This is a genomic window from Burkholderia sp. BCC1047 (assembly GCF_902833155.1).
Taxonomy (GTDB): domain Bacteria; phylum Pseudomonadota; class Gammaproteobacteria; order Burkholderiales; family Burkholderiaceae; genus Burkholderia; species Burkholderia sola.
The window spans coordinates 40,765-59,023 of the sequence record NZ_CADFEH010000014.1 but is presented as its reverse complement, the minus strand read 5'-3'; the positions used below and the strand labels follow the sequence as shown (position 1 = coordinate 59,023).

Genomic DNA, 18,259 nt, shown 5'->3' with positions numbered 1-18,259 from the left:
CGGATCAGCCGGTGTTGCGCAGGCCGGCCGCGATCCCGTTGATCGTCAGGTGAATCCCGCGGCGCAGCCGCGCGTTCGTGTCGCCCGCGCGGTGACGCTTGATCAGTTCGACCTGCAGGTGGTTCAGCGGATCGAGATACGGGAAGCGGTTCTTGATCGAGCGCGCGAGCAGCGGATTGGTCGCGAGGCGGCCTTCCTGCCCGGTGATTTCCGCGAGCGCCTGCGACGTGCGCTCCCATTCCGCGACGATCCGCTCGAACACGTGCTTGCGCAGCTTGCGGTCGGACACGAGCTGCGCATAGCGCGACGCGACCGCGAGATCGGTCTTCGCGAGCACCATGTCCATGTTCGACAGCAGGTTCGCGAAGAACGGCCAGGTCTTGTTCATCTTCTTCAGCAGCGTCACGCGTTTCGCGCGTTCGGCGTCGTCCTGCGCGCCGTCGAGATACGCGCTCACCGCGCTGCCGAAGCCGTACCAGCCGGTCAGCAGCAGCCGGCACTGGCCCCACGAGAAGCCCCACGGAATCGCGCGCAGATCCTCGATCTTGCGCTGCTTCGGATCCTGCAGCTTGCGCGACGCCGGGCGGCTGCCGATGTTCAGCTCGGCGATCTCGGTGATCGGCGTCGACGAGAAGAAGTAGTCGGTGAAGCCCGGGGTTTCGTAGACGAGCGCGCGGTACGCGGCCATCGCCGAATCGGACAGCGTCTGCATCGCGGCCTCGAACGCGGGCAACTGTGCCGGCGCGTTCGACTGCGGCAGCAGCGACGCCTCGAGCGTCGCGGCGACGACCGTCTCGAGGTTTCGCCGGCCGATCGACGGGTTCGCGAACTTGCTCGCGATCACCTCGCCCTGTTCGGTCAGGCGGATCTGGCCGTTCACCGTGCCCGGCGGCTGCGACAGGATCGCCTGGTAGGTCGGGCCGCCTCCGCGGCCGACCGTGCCGCCTCGGCCATGGAACAGCCGCAGCGTGATCTTGCGTTCGCGGAACAGGTCGACGAGCGCGAGTTCCGCACGATACAGCTCCCAGTTCGACGTGAGGAAGCCGCCGTCCTTGTTGCTGTCCGAATAGCCGAGCATCACTTCCTGCTCGGCGCCCTGGTGCGCGATCAGCGCGTCGATGCCCGGCAGCGCGAAGTATTCGCGCATGATGCGCGACGCGTCGCGCAGGTCGGGAATCGTCTCGAACAGCGGGATCACCATCAGGCTGTTGCGCGCGTCGCTGCCCGGCACGCCGAGCGTGCCTTCGAGCAGGCCCGTCTCCTTCTGCAGCAGCAGTACCTCGACGAGGTCGCTGACGGTTTCCGTATGCGAAATGATGTAGTTGCGCACCGCACGCGCACCGAATTGCGCGCGGACCTCGCGCGCCTTCTCGAACACACCGAGCTCGCTCTGCGCGAGCGCCGAGTAGTCGAGGTACGGTGAGCGCAGCGGGCGCGGATCGGCGAGCGCGGCGAGCAGCACGCGCAGCTTGTCTTCCTCGGCGAGCGCCGCATAGTCGGCCTCGACGCCCGCGCGCGCGAACAGCTCGGCGACCACCGCCTCGTGGATGTCGGAACTCTGGCGCAGGTCGATGCTCGCCAGATGGAAGCCGAACACTTCGGCCGCGCGCACGAGCGGCGCGAGGCGCGGCGCGGCGAGCGACGCGCCGTGGTGCTCGTCGAGCGACGCGGTCAGCACCTTCAGATCGGCGACGAATGCTTCGGAATCCTCGTACGGAATCGCGCGCACCGGCGGCGCGCCGCGGCCCGCGCTGCGCACGGGCACCGTGCCTTCGCCGACACGCACGCGCGCGCTCGCGGCGAGCCGCGTGTAGATGCCGATCAGCGCGCGGCGATACGGTTCGTCGACGCGATGCGGCGACTGGTCGGGCGATGCTGCCGCGAGGGCCTTCACTGCGTCGTTCGCGCCGACCAGCAGGTTCGACACCGACAGCTCGGCGCCGAGCTTGTGCACTTGTTCCAGGTAATGCTCGAGGATCACCGCGGCCTGGCGGTTGATCGCCTCGTCGAGCGTCGCGGCCGTCACGTTCGGGTTGCCGTCGCGATCGCCGCCGATCCAGCTGCCCATCTGGAAGAACGCGGGTACGCGGGCCGACAGCCCGTGCTCGGCGAGCGCGGCCTCGATGTCGCCGTACAGCGCGGGCAGCTCGTCGAGGAACGTCGCGCGGTAGTACGACAGCGCGTTCTCGATCTCGTCGCCGACCGTCAGGCGCGAGTCGCGCAGCATGCGCGTCTGCCACAGCGCGGTCACGCGCGCGCGCAGCATCGCTTCGTTGTACTGGCGCTCGCGCGCGGTCAGCTCCTGGTCGCGCTCGGCGAGCAGGCGCGCGATGTCGTGCTGCGCGTCGAGAATGCTCTTGCGCTGCACTTCGGTCGGGTGCGCGGTCAGCACCGGCACGATCAGCGCATCGTCGAAGAAGCGCTGCAGCAGGCGCTTCGACGCGTTGCCGGTGGTTTTCAGCTGGTCGAGCGCATACGCGACCGTGCCGGGCTGCGGCGCGGAGCCGGCCAGCGCGTGGATGCGGCGGCGGCGGTTGTGGTGGCGGTCTTCCGCGATGTTCGCGAGGTGCGAGAAATAGCTGAACGCGCGCACGACGCTCACCGTCTGCTCCGGCGTCAGCTTGCGCAGCTTCTTCTCGAGCGTCTGCGCGGCTTCGCTGTCGTCCTCGCGGCGGAACTTGACCGCGGTCTGGCGGATCGTCTCGACCACGTCGAATACCGTATCGCCTTCCTGTTCGCGCACGACGTCGCCGAGCAGGCGGCCGAGGAAGCGGATGTCCTCGAACAGCGGGCGGTCCTTGTCGTCGCGCGTGCGGGTGCCGGCCTTCGGCGCGACGGCCTGGCGGGCGGCGGGGCTGGGGGCTTTCGTCGCGCGTTTTGTCTGACGTATCGGGTCTTTCGGTTTCGTTGCCGTAGGTTTCGTTGCCGTTTTCGCACGGCCGTTCGCGGCGGTCGCGAGCGTGGCCGTCGGGGCATCGGGGGAGGGCAAGGCAGCATTGCGGCGCGCCGTACGCGCCGATCCGGAAGACTTCACGATGGGTTTCCTTGGGAAAGCTCGAGTCAAAAGGAACTGCGGAAACTGCGGGAACTGCGGTCAAGCAACCAGCTACGTCCGACACATCCGCACAACGGCGCCGCGACCCGCGCGGAAGCAGGCCGGGCGCAGGCTTCGGGCCCGGGCGGGCCGGGGCGTGCGTGCTACCATTGTTCGATCTTCAATCCCGTCCTTCGATGTTCCAGCAATGAATTCCGAGACCCCCGCGGCCGGGCCGCAGCAGGCACAGCCGCCCGCGACGTTGACGATTGCTTCGCGCGAGAGCCGCCTGGCGATGTGGCAAGCCGAACATGTGCGTGATGCGCTGCGCAAATTATATCCAGCTTGTGACGTGAAAATCCTCGGGATGACGACGCGCGGCGATCAGATTCTCGATCGCACGCTGTCGAAGGTCGGCGGCAAGGGCCTGTTCGTGAAGGAGCTGGAGGCTGCGCTGGCCGACGGCCGCGCCGATCTCGCCGTGCATTCGCTGAAGGACGTGCCGATGGCGCTGCCCGACGGCTTCTCGCTCGCCGCGATCATGGAACGCGAAGACCCGCGCGATGCGTTCGTGTCGAACGACTACGCGTCGCTCGACGCGCTGCCGGCCGGCGCGGTCGTCGGCACGTCGAGCCTGCGTCGCGAGGCGATGCTGCGTTCGCGCTATCCGCATCTCGAGGTCCTGCCGCTGCGCGGCAACCTCGACACGCGCCTCGCGAAGCTCGACCGCGGCGACTACGCGGCGATCATCCTCGCCGCCGCCGGCCTGAAGCGCCTCGGCCTCGAAGCGCGGATCCGTGCGCTGCTCGACGTCGAGGCCAGCCCGCCCGCGGCCGGCCAGGGCGCGCTCGGCATCGAGATCGCCGCGCACCGCGACGACGTCGCCGCGTGGCTCGCGCCGCTGCACGACCCGCGGACCGCGCTCGCGGTCGAAGCCGAGCGGATGGTGTCGCGCGCGCTCGGCGGCAGCTGCGAGGTGCCGCTCGCCGCGCACGCGGTGTGGCGCGCGGGCGAGCTGTACCTGACGGGCCGCGTGTCGACCACCGACGGCAAGCGCGTGCTGACGGCCGACGCGTGCGGCGCGGTCGTGACCGTCGCCGATGCGCTCGCACTCGGCCGCGCGGTGTCCGACGAACTCGAGGCGCAAGGCGCGCTCGACATCGTCCAGGCGCTGCTCGCGAGCTCGCAGGCCGCGGGCAAGGGCGACGCCTGATGGCGGGCGGCGCGCGCGCGTTCACCGCTGTCCTGACGCGTCCGGACGGCCAGTCCGACGCGCTTGCGTCGCAACTGGCCGATGCCGGCTGCGACGTGCTCGAATTCCCGCTGATCGATATCGCGCCGGTCGACGATCCGGCGCCGCTCGACGCCGCGTTCGCGGCGCTGGCCGACTACGCGCTGGTGATCTTCGTGTCGCCGAACGCGATCGACCGCGCGCTCGCGCGCTACGGCGCGATCTGGCCGAACGCGCTGCCGGTCGGCGTGGTCGGGCCCGGCAGCGTCGCGGCGCTCGAGCGCCACGGCATCGCGGCGCCCGCGCATCGCGTGATCGCGCCGCAGGCGCCGGCCGACGGCGGCGTGCCCCATTACGATTCGGAAAGCCTGTTCGCGAGCATCGACGCCGCGTTCGGCGGCGCGCAGGCGCTGGCGGGCAAGCGCGTGCTGATCGTGCGCGGCGACGGCGGGCGCGAATGGCTCGCCGAGCGCCTGCGCGAGGCCGGTGCGGACGTCACGCTCGTCGCCGCGTACCGCCGTGTCGTGCCCGAGCCGCGCGTCGGCGCGTGGGAGCGCGTGCACGCGCTGCTCGACGGCCGGCCGCACGGGTGGCTCGTCACGAGCTCGGAAGGCGTGCGCAACCTGCACGCGCTCGCGCGGGCCCACCTGAACGATGCCGAGATCGACGCGCTGAAGCATGCGCCGCTCGTCACGCCGCACCCGCGGATCGAGCAGACCGCGCGCGCATTGGGTTTTGATAGGATTACGCTGACCGGCGCGGGCGATGAGCGCATCGTCCGCGCGTTTCGAACGATGGCCGACGAGGCCGTCCAACCGGCGACAGCCGCACCGGTGACTAAACGCATGACAGATACCAACGATTCCAAAAGCGTCGCTTCCCAGCCGGCCGCTGCCTCCGCGCCGCCGTCCAGCCCTCCTTATCGCGCGCCCGAACCGCGTGCGCGCCGCGGCGGCAGCGCGGTGCTGTGGTTCGTCGTCGTCGTGCTCGGCTGCGCGGCGGGTGTCGGCGGCTACGCGCTGAACCGCAAGATCGACCGGCTCGACGGCACGTTCGTCGCGCGCCAGAAGGCGCTCGACGCGCAAGCGGCCGAAACGCGGACGAAGACCGAGCAGGCGCTCGCCAGCACGCACCAGGTCGACACGCAGCTCGCGCAGCTCGACGGCAAGCTCGCCGATGCGCAGAGCGCGCAGCAGGCGCTGCAGCAGCAATACCAGGACCTGTCGCGCAACCGCGATGCGTGGATGCTCGAGGAAGTCGACCAGATGCTGTCCAGCGCGAGCCAGCAGCTTCAACTGACCGGCAACACGCAGCTCGCGCTGATCGCGCTGCAGAACGCCGACGCGCGTCTCGCGACGTCGCAGAGCGCGCAGGCCGTCACGGTGCGCAAGGCGCTCGCGCAGGACATCGAGAAGCTGAAGGCCGCGCCGGCAGCCGATCTCACCGGCCTCGCGATCAAGCTCGACGACGCGATCGCCAGGATCGACGCGCTGCCGCTGTCCGGCGAGGCGATCGTGCCGCACGCGGCGCCGAAGGCCGCGCCGGCCGACGCCGCGTCGTCGGTCGCCGCCGGCGAGCCGCGCTGGAAGGTGTGGTGGCACGCGTTCTCGGCCGGCCTCGGCCAGCAACTGAAGGGCCTCGTGCAGGTGCGCCGGATCGACAACGCGGACGCGATGCTCGCGTCGCCCGACCAGGGCTACTTCGTGCGCGAAAACGTGAAGCTGCGCCTGCTCACCGCGCGGCTGTCGCTGCTGGCGCGCAACGACAGCGCGATGAAGGCCGACCTGCACGCCGCGCAGGCGTCGCTCGGCAAGTATTTCGATCAGGCGTCGAAGGACACGCAGACCGTCGAGGATCTGCTCAGGCAGGTTGACGGCGCATCGCTGACGGTTGCGGTGCCGAACCTGAACACGAGCCTGAACGCCGTTCAGCAGTTCAAGAGCCGGGGGTAACGATGACGCTTCGAGGAATCGCCTGGCTCGCGGTCCTGTTCGCGATCGCCGCGGCGCTCGCCACCGTCGGCCGTTTCGACGCGGGGCAGGTGCTGCTCGTCTATCCGCCGTACCGGATCGACGTGTCGCTGAACCTGTTCGTGATCGCCATCGTCGTGCTGTTCATCGTCGTGTACGCGCTGCTGCGCATCGTGCGCAACATCTGGCGCATGCCGCAGCGGGTCGCCGCGTATCGCGCGCGTTCGCGCAACGAGAAGGCGCAGGCGTCGCTGCGCGATGCGATCGCGAACCTGTACGCGGGCCGCTTCTCGCGTGCGGAGAAGGCCGCGCGTGAAGCGTTGTCGGTCGATGCGAACCTGGGCGCCGCGAGTCTCGTCGGCGCCACGGCCGCGCACCGGATGCACGAGTACACGCGCCGCGACGACTGGCTGTCGAAGGTCGACGCGCCCGAATGGCAGGATGCACGGCTGCTCGCCGCGGCCGACATGCGCGCGGATGCGCGCGACGCCGACGGCGCGCTCGCCGCGCTGGCCGACATGCAGGCCGGCGGCAAGCGCATCCATGCGCAGCAGGTCGCGCTGCGTGCGCAGCAGCAACTGAAGAACTGGGCCGAGGTGCTGAAGCTCGCGAAGGCGCTCGAAAAGCGCGAGGCGCTGCATCCGGCCGCGGCCGTGCGGCTGCGCCAGCAGGCGGCGGAAAACCTGCTGCGCGAGCGCCGGCACGACCCCGATGCGCTGCTCGAAGTGTGGCAGTCGCTGTCGCCGGTCGAGCGCCAGTCGCCGCGCCTGGCCGATCTCGCGGCCGAGCTGCTCGTGCCGCTCGAGCGCCGCAACGAAGCGCGCCGCATCGTCGAGGACGCGCTCGCGCACAACTGGGATGCGCGCCTGCTGCGCCGTTACCCGGACACGGCCGGCGCCGATGCGCTGCCGCTGATCCAGAAGGCCGAAGGCTGGAAGAAGGATCATCCGGAAGATGCCGACCTGCTGTTCGCACTCGGCCGCCTCTGCCAGCAGCAGCAGCTGTGGGGCAAGGCGCAGTCGTTCCTCGAATCGGCGCTGAAGCTGGCCGACAACGAGGCGCTGAAGGTGCGTGCGCATCGTGCGCTCGCCCGCCTGTTCGAGCAGCTCGGCGAAACCGACAAGGCCGCGAAGCACTACCGCGAAAGCGCGCTCGCGATCACCGTGGTCTGACGCTGCGCTGCGCCGCGCCGCGTAAAAAGCCCCGAACGCCGAACGCCGAACGCCGAACGCCGATCGGCCTTCGGGGCTTTTTTCGTTCGTCGCGAGGCAGCGGGGCGCGTGGCGCGTTATGCGCCGAGCCTGCGCAGCAGATCGTTCTCGCTCGGGACGAACCAGACCGATTTTCCGCGATTGGACTCGCGAACGAGCGCGCGCAGCGCTTCGCTGCGCGCGAGCCAGCGGTCGATATCGCCGATCACGCCGAGCCGGACGCCGTAGTTGGTCAGCTTTTGCAGCACGGCGCCGGCCAGCCCGCTGTCGAGCCGATAGAAGTCGTCGTGCAGTGCGTCGGTGGCGATCGCGATCCAGTCGGCTTCATGCTCGTGCGCGAGCGCGATGAGGTCGAGCGCATCGCTTTCCCGCTGCACGAGGCCAGCGGAAGGATCCCGGACCAGCACGCGGTTGCCGGCGGCCTGAACGATTCGGTCGGGCATGCGGGTTGGCTCTGTCGACATGATCGTTACGCGCCGCGCATCACTTGTCGACGAGCCGCTTCGGCACCGACAGCGCCAGCAGCCCGCCGAGCACGAGGAACCCGGCCAGCATGTACATGCCCGCATCGTTGCTGCCCGTTACCTGCTTGAGCCAGCCCATCAGGTACGGGCTCAGGAAGCCCGCGAGGTTGCCGATCGAGTTGATCATCGCGATGCCGGCCGCGGCGGCCGTGCCGCCGAGGAAGGCGGTCGGCAGGCTCCAGAACAGCGGCAGCGTCGTCAGGATGCCGATCGTCGCGAGCGTGAGGCCGAGCATCGCGAGCGCCGTCTGGTGGGCCCAGATTACCGACAGCACGAGGCCGAGCGCGCCGATCGCGGCCGGAATCGCGAGGTGCCAGCGGCGTTCGCGGCGCTTGTCCGCGCTGCGCGCGATCAGGATCATCGCGACCACCGCGGCCGCATACGGAATCGCCGACAGCAGGCCGATCATGACCGTGTCGGTCACGCCCGTCGCCTTGATGATCGTCGGCAGCCAGAAGCCGACGCCGTAGAGCCCCATCACGAACGAGAAATAGATCAGCGCCATCAGCCAGACGCGCGGGCTCGACATCACGGCGCCGAGCGGCGGGTCTTCCTTGGTGGCTTCCTCCGCGTCGACGTTGCGGGCGAGCAGCGCCTTTTCTTCGTCGGTCAGCCACGTCGCCTTCACGATCCGCTCGTCGAGCGCGAAGAACACGAGTACGCCGGCGAGCACCGACGGAATGCCTTCGAGCAGGAACAGCCATTGCCAGCCGTGCCAGCCGCTTACACCGTCGAACGCCTTCAGGATGAAGCCCGAGATCGGCCCGCCGATCACGCCGGACAGCGCGACGGCCGTCATGAAGAACGTCGTCATCCGGCCGCGCCGGTGCGCGGGATACCAGTAGGTGAGGTAGAGGATCACGCCGGGGAAGAAGCCTGCTTCCGCGACGCCGAGCAGGAAGCGCATCACGTAGAACATCGCGGGCGTCGTGACGAACATCGTCAGGATCGAGATCACGCCCCACGTCGCCATGATGCGGGCGATCCACACGCGGGCGCCCACCTTGTGCAGGATGATGTTGCTCGGCACCTCGAACAGGAAATAGCCGAAGAAGAAGATCCCCGCGCCGAGCCCGTACACGGTATCGCTCAGGTTCAGGTCGCTCGCCATCTGCAGCTTCGCGAACCCGACGTTCACGCGGTCCAGATACGCGACCACGTAGCACAGCAGCAGCAGCGGCAGGAGCCGCCACGACACCTTGCGATAGGTTGCTTCCTCGAATGCGCCGGACGAGCCCGGCAGCGATTGCGTCGATGTTGCCATGTTGTCTCCTGTTTTATAGTTGGCCGGCGCAGACGCCGCGGCGTCCGATCCGGTTTCGTGCGAAGCAGGACGGGGCGATCGAGCGTCCCGGTACGACTAGATGCAGCGCCCGCCGTCGACTTCGAGGCACACGCCGGTGATGAATTCGGCTTCGTCGGACGCAAGATACAGCGCGGCGTTCGCGATGTCCTGCGGCGTCGAGAAGCGGCCGAGCGGGATCGTCGCGAGGAAGCGGCGGCGATTGTCCGGTGTGTCCTCGCAGCCCATGAACTCGGTCATCAGCGCGGTTTCGCCGAGCACCGGGTTGATGCAGTTCACGCGGATGCGGTCGGCGCCGAGCTCGGCCGCGAGCGACTTGCTCGCGGTGATCATCGCGCCCTTCGTGCTGTTGTACCAGACGAGGCCCGGGCGCGGCCGCACGCCGGCCGTCGACGCGACGTTCACGAACACGCCGCCGCCCTGTGCGCGAAAGTACGGCACGAAGGTCTGCACGCACCAGAACAGGCTCTTCATGTTGACCGCGTACACGCGGTCGAACTCGGCCTCCGTCACGTCGAGCACGGGCTTGTTGCGGTGCGTGGTGCCCGCGTTGTTCACGACGATCTGCACCGAATGGAAATCGTCGAGCGCGGCCTGCAGCAGCGCGCGCCAGTCGTCCTCTTTCGACACGTCGCCGGCCACCGCGATCGCCTTGCCGCCCGCGAGCGCGATTTCGCTCGCGACGCGCTCGGCCGCCGCGCCGTTCAGGTCGTTGACGACGACGTTCGCGCCTTCGCGCGCATAGGTCTTCGCGATGCCTTCGCCGAACCCCGAGCCGCCGCCCGTGACGATGGCCGTCTTGCCGCTCAACCGCATGGTGTGTCTCCTGTGCGGGTCATGAGAGTCGTCGTGTGTCGCGCTGCGGCCGGGCGTGGCCGGCCGCGTGTCTCGCGCCGCGCGTTCAGCCGTGCCGGATCGCGATCGTCTTCAGCGCGGTGAAGCCATACAGTGCCTCGAAACCTTTCTCGCGGCCATGGCCCGAATGGCCGACGCCGCCGAACGGCAGCTCGACGCCGCCGCCCGCGCCATAGTTGTTGATGAACACCTGGCCCGCGCGCAGGCGCCGCGCGAGCCGCATCTGGCGGGCGCCGTCGCGGGTCCAGATGCCCGCGACGAGGCCGTACGGCGTGCCGTTCGCGAGTGCGACGGCTTCGTCCTCGTCGACGAAACGCATCGCCGCGAGCACGGGGCCGAACACTTCCTCCTGCGCGAGCCGGTGCGACGGCGGCACGTCGCGCAACAGCGCGGGTGCCTGGTAGAAGCCGGTTTCGGGTGCGTCGGCGACGACCTGCCCGTGGCCGGCCATCGGAATGCCGTCGTGCTGGGCGTCGGACAGGAAATCCCACACGCGCTGCTGCTGCTTCGCGTTGATCAGCGGGCCGCAATCGAGATCGGCGCGGCTCGGGCCGACGCGCAGCCCGTTGAACGCGGTGGCGAGGCGCTCGACGAGTGGCTCGTACACCGCGCGCTCGATCAGCACGCGGCTGCCGGCCGAGCAGGTTTGCCCGCCGTTCTGCACGATCGCGGACACGAGCACGGGCAGCGCCGCGTCGAGATCGGCATCGGCGAACACGATTTGCGGCGACTTGCCGCCGAGTTCGAGCGTGACCGGCACGTGGTTCTCGGCCGCCATCTGCGTGACCAGCTTGCCGGTGGCCGGCGAACCCGTAAACGAGATGTGATCGATGCCCGGATGGCGGGCGAGCGCGGCGCCCGCTTCATGGCCGTAGCCGGTGACGACGTTGAGCGCGCCGGCCGGCAGCCCGGCCTCGGCGGCCAGCTCGGCGACGCGCAGCACGGACAGGCACGCGTCCTCGGCCGGCTTGACCACGCATGCATTGCCGGCCGCGAGCGCCGCGCCGACGCTGCGCCCGAAGATCTGCATCGGGTAGTTCCACGGCACGATATGGCCCGTGACGCCGTGCGGCTCGCGCACCGTCAGCACCGTATAGCCGGCCTGGTAGGGGAGGGTTTCGCCGTGCAGCTTGTCGGCGGCGCCCGCATAGAACTCGAAGTAGCGCACGAGCGCGGCGGCATCGGCGCGCGCCTGCTTCAGCGGCTTGCCGGTGTCGCGCGCCTCGATCGCGGCGAGTTCCTCGATCGAATCGGCCACGCGCGCCGACAGCCGCATCAGCGCGCGGCCGCGTTCGGCGGCGCTCGCGGCGCCCCACGGGCCCGCGAACGCGTCGCGGGCCGCGGCGACCGCGCGCTCGATGTCGGGCGCGGTGCCGCGTGCGATCGTCGCGAACGGCTGGCCGTCGGACGGATCGACGACCGCGATGGTTTCCAGTTGCGCGGGCAACGTCCATTCGCCCGCGATGAAGTGCTTCGCCTCTTCCATGCCTCCTCCTGTCGACCCAAGTTAGCGCTTTAGCGCTTACTTGGGTCCCATGCAACGCGGTCGACCCAAGTTGGCGCTTTAGCGCTTCTTTGGGTCCGATGCATAGCGGTCGACCCAAGTTAGCGCTTTAGTGCTTCTTTGGGTCCCGTGCATAGCGGTCGACTCAAGCAAGCGCTTCAGCGCTTGCCCGGCCCCCACGCACCGCGGTCGGCCCGGGTCGGCGCCTTGGCACCGACTCGGGCCGACGCTTTGTGATCAACCTGCCACGTCGTCGCCGGTTCAACAGCCCGACATCCGGAACGATTATCGCGCCGATCGTCATCCGGACGCCACCGGTCGATTGGCTATAATGGCGCATTCCTTTTTGGGGGACGCCCGCGGCCGTGCATCGGCCGCGGCGCCCTGTCCCGAATTCCCATCGACCTACAGAGAGTGCTCATGAGCTTCAATCATGTTCCGGCCGGCAAGGACCTGCCGCAAGATTTCAACGTGATCATCGAGATTCCCGCGCAAAGCGATCCGGTGAAGTACGAGGCGGACAAGGAACTGGGCCTCCTCGTCGTCGACCGCTTCATCGGTACGGGCATGCGCTACCCGGTGAACTACGGCTACATCCCGCAGACGCTGTCGGGCGACGGCGATCCGGTCGACGTGCTGGTGATCACGCCGTTCCCGCTGCTGGCCGGCTCGATCGTGCGCTCGCGCGTGCTCGGCATGCTGCAGATGACCGACGAGTCGGGCGTCGACGCGAAGCTGGTCGCGGTGCCGCACGACAAGATCTGCCCGATGACGGCGAACCTGAAGACGATCGACGACGTGCCCGAGTACCTGAAGGACCAGATCAAGCACTTCTTCGAGCAATACAAGGCCCTCGAGAAGGGCAAGTGGGTGAAGGTCGAAGGCTGGGCCGGCATCGAAGCCGCGCACAAGGAAATCACCGACGGCGCCGCGAACTACAAGAAGTAAGCGGCGTGCCGGCCGACGGCCGGCTCGTGCGGAACGCGAACCGCGCGTGTCTCGTCAGGAGGCCGCGCGGTTTTGTTTTGCGCGCGCGGTTTTCCGGCGGGCGGACGCGGAGACGGGCGGCAGCGAGGTAGCCGGTGCGTTCTTCGCGCGTTTCGCGCGGGGCGCGGCAACGGACGGCGCGGTCGCTTCGGCGGCTTTCGTGGCCGAACGACGGCGGGCCGGTGCGGAAGCGGCGTCTTCGCGTGCGTTCGCGGCGGGTTTGCCGGCGGCGGCCGGTGCCTTCCTCTTTGACGACGCGGATGCGGGCAGGTCGGTTTTCTTTACCGGTGTGCGACGCGACGACGTCTTTTTTGCGGCTGCATCGCCGTCTGGTTTTGCAGCACGTTTCGCGTCCGGTGCGGCTTGACTCGCCTTCGTCGACTTCGATGCTTGTTTGCCCTTCGCAGGCTTCGCCGTCTTCGCGGCCGTTGCTGCCCCGACCACTTTCCCGGCCTTCACCTTTTTTCCGGCAACCTGTTCCGTTGCAGCCGTCTCCGCCGCAGCGTCGACATTTTCCGCCTTCACCTTCTTCCGCCCGCGCGCCGTCACCTTCGTCCCGGCTGTGTCGCCGTTCTCGTCGAGCGTGACCACCGCCGGCAACACCGACTCCAGCGTGCGCAATCCAGCCGCGAGCTCGCGCTTTTTCGCGGGCGTGAGCCGCTTCACCCAGTATTCGGCGCGCGACGCGCTCGACCGGTCGGGCAGCGCAAACGCCGCGAGCACCGCGCGCGGCTTGCGCGAGCGCGTGTAGCGCGCGCCCTTGCCGGACGCATGTTCGTCGAAGCGCGCGGCGACATCGGTCGTGATGCCCGTGTAGACGCTGTCGTCGGCGCATTCGATCAGATACAGAAACCAGGACATGGCAGGGCGGCGGGATGCGAAGCCGCCAGTGTCTCAGAAAAAACGGGCTTCAACGCCGCCGGTCGCCGTGCCCGTCGCGAAAGCGGCTCGGCGCCGCGCCGAGTTCGCGCGTGAAGAAGCGCGTGAACGCGCTCGTCGAACGGAAGCCGACGCGCACGCCGATCTCGCCGATCGGCAACTGCGTATTGAGCAGCAGGTCGCGCGCCTCGCCGAGCCGCGCCTGCGCGACGAGCGCATGGAAACCGACCGCTTCGCGATGCAGGCGCCGGCGCAACGTCCAGCGCGACATCGCGAAGCGCGTGCAGACGTGCTGCATCAGCGTATCGGTCGGCACGTCGGCGTCGTCGGACGTGCGCAGCCAGTCGCGCACGCATTGCTCGACCGACGAGCCGAACGTCGAGCGAGCGCGCACGCGTTCGCGCGCGGCGTCGGCCGCATGCCGCTGGATGCCGGCGAGCGGCGCGTTGTAGCGCTCGAACGGCGTGTCGAAGTGCGCGGAGCGCAGCACGATGCGATTGTGTGAGGCATCGAACGATACCGGCGCGCCGAGCATGTCGCGCAGCGCGGCAACGGGCGCGAACGCGCGGCCGGCGAATGCGGCGTCGTCGACGCGCACGTGCGGGTCGTACAGGCGCGCGAGCGCCGCGAGGATCGCGAGGTTCGCGAACGCGCTGCCCGCGTGCCGGCCGTCGCCTTCGTTCACGTACTCGAGCGCGATCGCGTCGCCGTTCTCGTGCGCGAACACCCAGTCGACGTTGCCGATCAGCTCGCGATAGTGCAGGTAGCCGTGCAGCGCGTCGCGCAGCGTCGCCGCGTTGCACGTGATGCCCGCGAGTTCGGGAAACGGCACGAGCCACGGCACGACCTGCGGCGGCGGGCGGTGCCACGACAGCGGCCAGTCGTCCATCAATTGGAGCGCGGCCACGTGCCGATCGCCCGCGATGCGGCGCGTGTCGTCGGCGAGCTCGGCCGGCCCGATGCCGAGTGTTTCGTAAAGCGGTGCCGGATCGATGCCGTTCGCACGCGCGTCTTCGCACAGCCAGCGGTAGATCCGGACGGATACCGATTTCTGTTGCAACTCCATGTCTGTCTCCCTGTCGTCATGCCGTTCGGGTTTGTCCCCGCTGCGAGAGGTCAACGCATGCTCCTGCCGGTCAAGCGTGGTGACCGGTCGATTTTTAGACTTGGAGTGGCCACAAGTACAACAGAACGATTCTGGAGGATCAATGAAAACTTCGCTGTTCCGGTGTTCGACGATTGCGTCCGCGTGCGCGCTCACGGTGCTGCTCGCATCGTGCGGCGGCGACGACATTCACGCCCCGACCGATCCCGACGCGGCAGCCGACCAGCGCGCGGCCGCGCTCGTCGCGCAACTGACGACCGACGAAAAGCTGCAGCTCGTGCATGGCACCGGCATGCCGGCGCTCAGCCTGGGCGGCCCGTTCCCGGCCGACGCGCTGAACGGCGCGAGCTACATCCCGGGCGTGCCGCGGCTCGGCATTTCGGCGGTCAGCAGTGCCGATTCGGCGGGCGGCGTGAACGTGAAGAATGCGCGCGTGACCGCGCTGCCCGCGCCGGTCGCGCTCGCGGCGACGTGGGACCCGGCGCTCGCGGGCGCCTACGGCACGCGCATCGCGCTCGAACTGCGCGCGCTCGGTTTCGCCGAGGGGCTCGGCGGCGGCGTGAACCTCGCGCGCGAGCCGCGCAACGGCCGCACCTTCGAATACATGGGCGAGGACCCGGTGCTCGCGGGCACGCTGAGCGCCGCGCGCACGCAGGCCACGCAGGCGCGGAAGGTGATCGCGACGATCAAGCATTTCGCGTTCAACGACCAGGAAACCAACCGGATGACGGTCGATTCGGTCGTCGACGAGCGAACCATGCGCGAGGCCGAACTGCTTGCGTTCGAGATCGGCGTGAAGGACGGCCAGCCGGGCAACGTGATGTGCGCATACAACAAGCTGAACGGCGTGTATGCGTGCGAGAACCCGTATTTGCTGACGACGGTGCTGAAGAACGAGTGGGGTTTCAAGGGCGTCGTGCAGTCCGACTGGGGCGCGACGCATTCGACGGTCGCGGCCGTGCAGGCCGGCCTCGACGAGGAGCAACCGGGCGCGGCCGACGACGGCAACGCGCCGCTCGGCTCGTACTTCAATTCGAAGCTGCGCGCGGCGCTGCAGGCCGGCAGCGTGTCGGTCGCGCGACTGAACGACATGGTGCAGCGCAAGCTGCGCACGCTGATCCGCATTGGCGTGATGGACGCGCCGCCGAAGCCGGGCGGCGCGATCGACGAAGCCGCGGGCAATGCCGATGCGCTCGCGATCGCACGGCAAGCGGCGGTGCTGCTGAAGAACGCGGCCGCGCCGGGCGACACGCAGCCGGTGCTGCCGCTCGCCGCCGGCGCGCTCAAGTCGGTCGTCGTGATTGGCGGCCATGCAGACGCTGGCGTGCTGTCGGGCGGCGGCTCGGGTGCGGTGCCCGCGATCGACGGCAACGCGGTGACGTCCTGCCAGCAACCGGCCGACATGCTGTTCGGCGGGTGCGCGACCTGGTACAAGTCCGCGCCGCTCGCGGCGATTCGCGCGAAGGCGCCGAACGCGTCGGTCAGCTATCTCGACGGTACCGACGCGGCCGCGGCGGCCGCCGCGGCCGCACAGGCCGATGTCGCGATCGTGTTCGCCACGCAGTGGCAGACGGAAGGGCTCGACCTCGCGAGCCTGTCGCTGCCCGATGCGAAGGCGGACCCGTACAACCAGCAATACGACCAGAACGCACTGATCGCCGCGGTCGCCGCGAAGGCCAAGCGTGTGATCGTCGTGCTCGAGAACGGCAGCCCGGTGCTGATGCCGTGGCTCGCGAACGTGCATGGCGTGCTGGACGTGTGGTATCCGGGCGCGCAGGGCGGCCAGGCGATCGCCGACCTGTTGTTCGGCGACGCGAATCCGTCGGGCCGGCTGCCGCTCACGTTCCCGAAGCAGGAGGCCGACCTGCCGCAGCCGGCGATCGATCCGTCGAACCTGCAAAACGTTTATGCGGAAGGGCTCGCGTACGGCTATCGCTGGTTCGACGCGAAGGCGATCGAGCCGCTGTTCCCGTTCGGCTACGGGCTGTCGTACACGACGTATGCGTTGTCGGCGATGTCCGCGCAGGCTGACGCCGCGGGCAACGTGACGGTCGGCGTGACGGTGACGAACACCGGTGCGTGCGCCGGTACGCAGACGGTGCAGATCTACGCGGCGCTGCCCGCGTCGCTCGGCGAGCCGCCGAAGCGGCTCGTCGGCTGGACCAAGGTCGCGCTGCAGCCGGGCGAGGCGCGCACGGTCAGCGTCGCGGTGCCGGCGCAGCGCTTCGCGGTGTGGGATGCGAGCGCGCACGCATGGCGGATCGGCGCGGGCAGCTACGGGTTGTCGGCGGCCGCGTCGTCGCGCGATCCGCAGGCGCTGTCGCAGACGGTGACGCTCGCCGCGCACTGAACGCGCGGTGGCCGGACGACAGGCGGCGAGGCCATGCTGGGCTTCGCCGCCTGCGCGGCGCGCCGGATGACGTTAGCCGGTGTTGCGCCGGAACGGATCGTGTTCGCGCAGTTCGTCGACGTACGCGTGGATATGCTCGGTTTCGCGTTCGAGAAAGCGCGCGACCGCATCGGAAAACGCCGGATGCGCGAGCCAGTGCGCGGAGTGCGTGACGGTCGGCAGGAAGCCGCGCGCGAGCTTGTGCTCGCCCTGCGCGCCGCCTTCGAACGTGTCGAGGCCGGCCTCGATGCAGAATTCGAGCAACTGATAGTAGGCCGTTTCGAAATGCAGGCAGGGCACGTGCTCGATCGCGCCCCAGTAGCGGCCGTACAGCGTGCCGCCGCCGTGCTCGCCGCGCCGGTACACGGCGAGCGCGCTTGCGATCGGTTTCCCGTCGGCTTCCGCGATCACGAGCAGCAGGTTCTCGGGCATCGTCGCGCCGATCGTGCGGAAGAAGTCGAGGTTCAGGTACGGGCTCGAATAGTGCTCGCGGTACGTTTGCCGATAGCAGCGCGAGAAGAAGCGCCAGTCGGCGTCGGTGATCCGATCGCCGGTCAGCCGGCGGAAGGTCACGCCCGCGTCGTGCACCTTGCGCCGCTCCGCGCGGATGTTCTTGCGCTTCTTCTGCTCGAGCGTGCCGAGAAAATCGTCGAAGTGGCGGTAGCCGTCGTTGAGCCAGTGAAACTGCACGCCTTCGCGCAGCATCATCCCCATCGATTCGAGCAGGCGCGCTTCGTCACCGGTCGGAAACAGCACGTGCAGCGACGACACGTCGCTCTGCTCGGCGAACGCGAGCAGCGTGGCCGCGAGCCGGCGGCGCGCGTCGTCGTCGGCCGCGAGCAGCCGCGTGCCCTGCACTGGCGTGAACGGCACCGCGCACAGCAGCTTCGGGTAGTAGGGCAGGTCGTTGCGTTGATATGCGTCGGCCCACGCCCAGTCGAACACGTATTCGCCGTACGAATGCTGTTTCGCGTAGACGGGCGCGGCGGCCGCGAGGCGGCCGGTGCGCGCGTCGGTCAGCGTGACGAAGTGCGGCGACCAGCCGGTCTCGTCCACCGCGCATCGCGCGACGTGCAGCGCGTCGAGGAATTCGTGGCGCAGGAACGGCGTGGGCTGCGCGTCGCCCGCGAGCAGCGCGTTCCATTCGTCGGCCGGCACCTCGGCGGGGGACGACAGGATGCCCGTGCGATAATCGATGCGTTCGTGTTTCAAGCGTGAATCCGTACCGTTGGATGTTGCCGGATGCGGGCCGCCGTGGCCCGCGCCC

The 18,259-nt window shown here is 69.2% G+C and carries 13 protein-coding genes; 5 read left to right on the top strand and 8 right to left on the bottom strand.

Features of this window, described 5'->3' with window-relative positions:
* Nucleotides 1-4 precede the first annotated feature (4 nt).
* Entirely contained in the window at nt 5-3,034 is a 3,030-nt protein-coding gene (gene ppc, locus HWX55_RS16390; RefSeq protein ID WP_175976494.1) for a phosphoenolpyruvate carboxylase, read from the bottom strand.
* 208 nt (nt 3,035-3,242) lie between these two features.
* Here ppc and hemC point away from each other — a divergent pair, with 208 nt between their 5' ends.
* From hemC to HWX55_RS16375, 3 genes are read left to right on the top strand one after another with little or no spacing between them, the layout of a single operon-like run.
* Nucleotides 3,243-4,247 carry a hydroxymethylbilane synthase gene (hemC, locus tag HWX55_RS16385; protein ID WP_175976493.1) on the top strand — a complete coding sequence of 335 codons (1,005 nt, stop codon included), beginning with the start codon at nt 3,243-3,245 and terminating at the stop codon, nt 4,245-4,247.
* Entirely contained in the window at nt 4,247-6,217 is a 1,971-nt protein-coding gene (gene hemDX, locus HWX55_RS16380; RefSeq protein ID WP_175976492.1) for a fused uroporphyrinogen-III synthase HemD/membrane protein HemX, read from the top strand. Before hemC ends, hemDX begins: the two co-directional genes overlap by 1 nt.
* 2 nt (nt 6,218-6,219) lie before the next feature.
* A complete protein-coding gene (locus HWX55_RS16375; RefSeq protein WP_175976491.1) occupies nt 6,220-7,407 on the top strand; it encodes a heme biosynthesis protein HemY in 1,188 nt (395 codons plus the stop codon).
* A gap of 116 nt (nt 7,408-7,523) precedes the next feature.
* On the opposite strand, the gene HWX55_RS16370 is transcribed toward HWX55_RS16375, so the two are convergent.
* The 4 genes from HWX55_RS16370 to HWX55_RS16355 form a co-directional block, all read right to left on the bottom strand.
* The gene (locus HWX55_RS16370; protein WP_175976490.1) at nt 7,524-7,889 is read right to left on the bottom strand and encodes a DUF4180 domain-containing protein; all 366 of its coding nucleotides are present in this window, start codon (nt 7,887-7,889) and stop codon (nt 7,524-7,526) included.
* Between the two features lie 40 nt (nt 7,890-7,929).
* The gene (locus HWX55_RS16365; protein ID WP_175976489.1) at nt 7,930-9,234 is read right to left on the bottom strand and encodes an MFS transporter; all 1,305 of its coding nucleotides are present in this window, start codon (nt 9,232-9,234) and stop codon (nt 7,930-7,932) included.
* A 96-nt stretch (nt 9,235-9,330) separates the two neighbouring features.
* Nucleotides 9,331-10,089, bottom strand: coding sequence for an SDR family oxidoreductase (locus tag HWX55_RS16360; protein WP_175976488.1), 759 nt, complete (start codon nt 10,087-10,089; stop codon nt 9,331-9,333).
* Between the two features lie 85 nt (nt 10,090-10,174).
* On the bottom strand, nt 10,175-11,614 hold the full coding sequence (locus HWX55_RS16355) for an aldehyde dehydrogenase family protein (RefSeq protein ID WP_175976487.1): 1,440 nt from the start codon (nt 11,612-11,614) through the stop codon (nt 10,175-10,177).
* A 438-nt stretch (nt 11,615-12,052) separates the two neighbouring features.
* On the opposite strand from HWX55_RS16355, the gene ppa reads away from it, so the two are divergent.
* Nucleotides 12,053-12,580, top strand: a complete 528-nt coding sequence (gene ppa / locus HWX55_RS16350; protein ID WP_006489643.1) for an inorganic diphosphatase — start codon at nt 12,053-12,055, stop codon at nt 12,578-12,580.
* Nucleotides 12,581-12,634: 54 nt separating this feature from the next.
* Here ppa and HWX55_RS16345 read toward each other — a convergent pair whose 3' ends face one another.
* Both HWX55_RS16345 and HWX55_RS16340 read right to left on the bottom strand, forming a co-directional pair.
* Nucleotides 12,635-13,480, bottom strand: a complete 846-nt coding sequence (locus HWX55_RS16345) for a GIY-YIG nuclease family protein (RefSeq protein WP_175976486.1) — start codon at nt 13,478-13,480, stop codon at nt 12,635-12,637.
* Between the two features lie 49 nt (nt 13,481-13,529).
* Nucleotides 13,530-14,564, bottom strand: a complete 1,035-nt coding sequence (locus HWX55_RS16340) for an AraC family transcriptional regulator (RefSeq protein WP_050012025.1) — start codon at nt 14,562-14,564, stop codon at nt 13,530-13,532.
* 142 nt (nt 14,565-14,706) lie between these two features.
* On the opposite strand from HWX55_RS16340, the gene HWX55_RS16335 reads away from it, so the two are divergent.
* Nucleotides 14,707-16,953 carry a glycoside hydrolase family 3 C-terminal domain-containing protein gene (locus tag HWX55_RS16335; protein ID WP_175976485.1) on the top strand — a complete coding sequence of 749 codons (2,247 nt, stop codon included), beginning with the start codon at nt 14,707-14,709 and terminating at the stop codon, nt 16,951-16,953.
* 72 nt (nt 16,954-17,025) lie between these two features.
* On the opposite strand, the gene HWX55_RS16330 is transcribed toward HWX55_RS16335, so the two are convergent.
* On the bottom strand, nt 17,026-18,204 hold the full coding sequence (locus HWX55_RS16330) for a GNAT family N-acetyltransferase (RefSeq protein WP_175976484.1): 1,179 nt from the start codon (nt 18,202-18,204) through the stop codon (nt 17,026-17,028).
* Nucleotides 18,205-18,259: the final 55 nt, after the last annotated feature.

Bases quoted from the DNA above. Each gene is read 5' to 3' on its own strand.
- hemC (WP_175976493.1), top strand. From the start codon at position 3,243: ATGAATTCCGAGACCCCCGCGGCCGGGCCGCAGCAGGCACAGCCGCCC.
- hemDX (WP_175976492.1), top strand. From the start codon at position 4,247: ATGGCGGGCGGCGCGCGCGCGTTCACCGCTGTCCTGACGCGTCCGGAC.
- HWX55_RS16375 (WP_175976491.1), top strand. From the start codon at position 6,220: ATGACGCTTCGAGGAATCGCCTGGCTCGCGGTCCTGTTCGCGATCGCC.
- HWX55_RS16370 (WP_175976490.1), bottom strand. From the start codon at position 7,889: ATGCCCGACCGAATCGTTCAGGCCGCCGGCAACCGCGTGCTGGTCCGG.
- HWX55_RS16365 (WP_175976489.1), bottom strand. From the start codon at position 9,234: ATGGCAACATCGACGCAATCGCTGCCGGGCTCGTCCGGCGCATTCGAG.
- HWX55_RS16360 (WP_175976488.1), bottom strand. From the start codon at position 10,089: ATGCGGTTGAGCGGCAAGACGGCCATCGTCACGGGCGGCGGCTCGGGG.
- HWX55_RS16355 (WP_175976487.1), bottom strand. From the start codon at position 11,614: ATGGAAGAGGCGAAGCACTTCATCGCGGGCGAATGGACGTTGCCCGCG.
- ppa (WP_006489643.1), top strand. From the start codon at position 12,053: ATGAGCTTCAATCATGTTCCGGCCGGCAAGGACCTGCCGCAAGATTTC.
- HWX55_RS16345 (WP_175976486.1), bottom strand. From the start codon at position 13,480: ATGTCCTGGTTTCTGTATCTGATCGAATGCGCCGACGACAGCGTCTAC.
- HWX55_RS16340 (WP_050012025.1), bottom strand. From the start codon at position 14,564: ATGGAGTTGCAACAGAAATCGGTATCCGTCCGGATCTACCGCTGGCTG.
- HWX55_RS16335 (WP_175976485.1), top strand. From the start codon at position 14,707: ATGAAAACTTCGCTGTTCCGGTGTTCGACGATTGCGTCCGCGTGCGCG.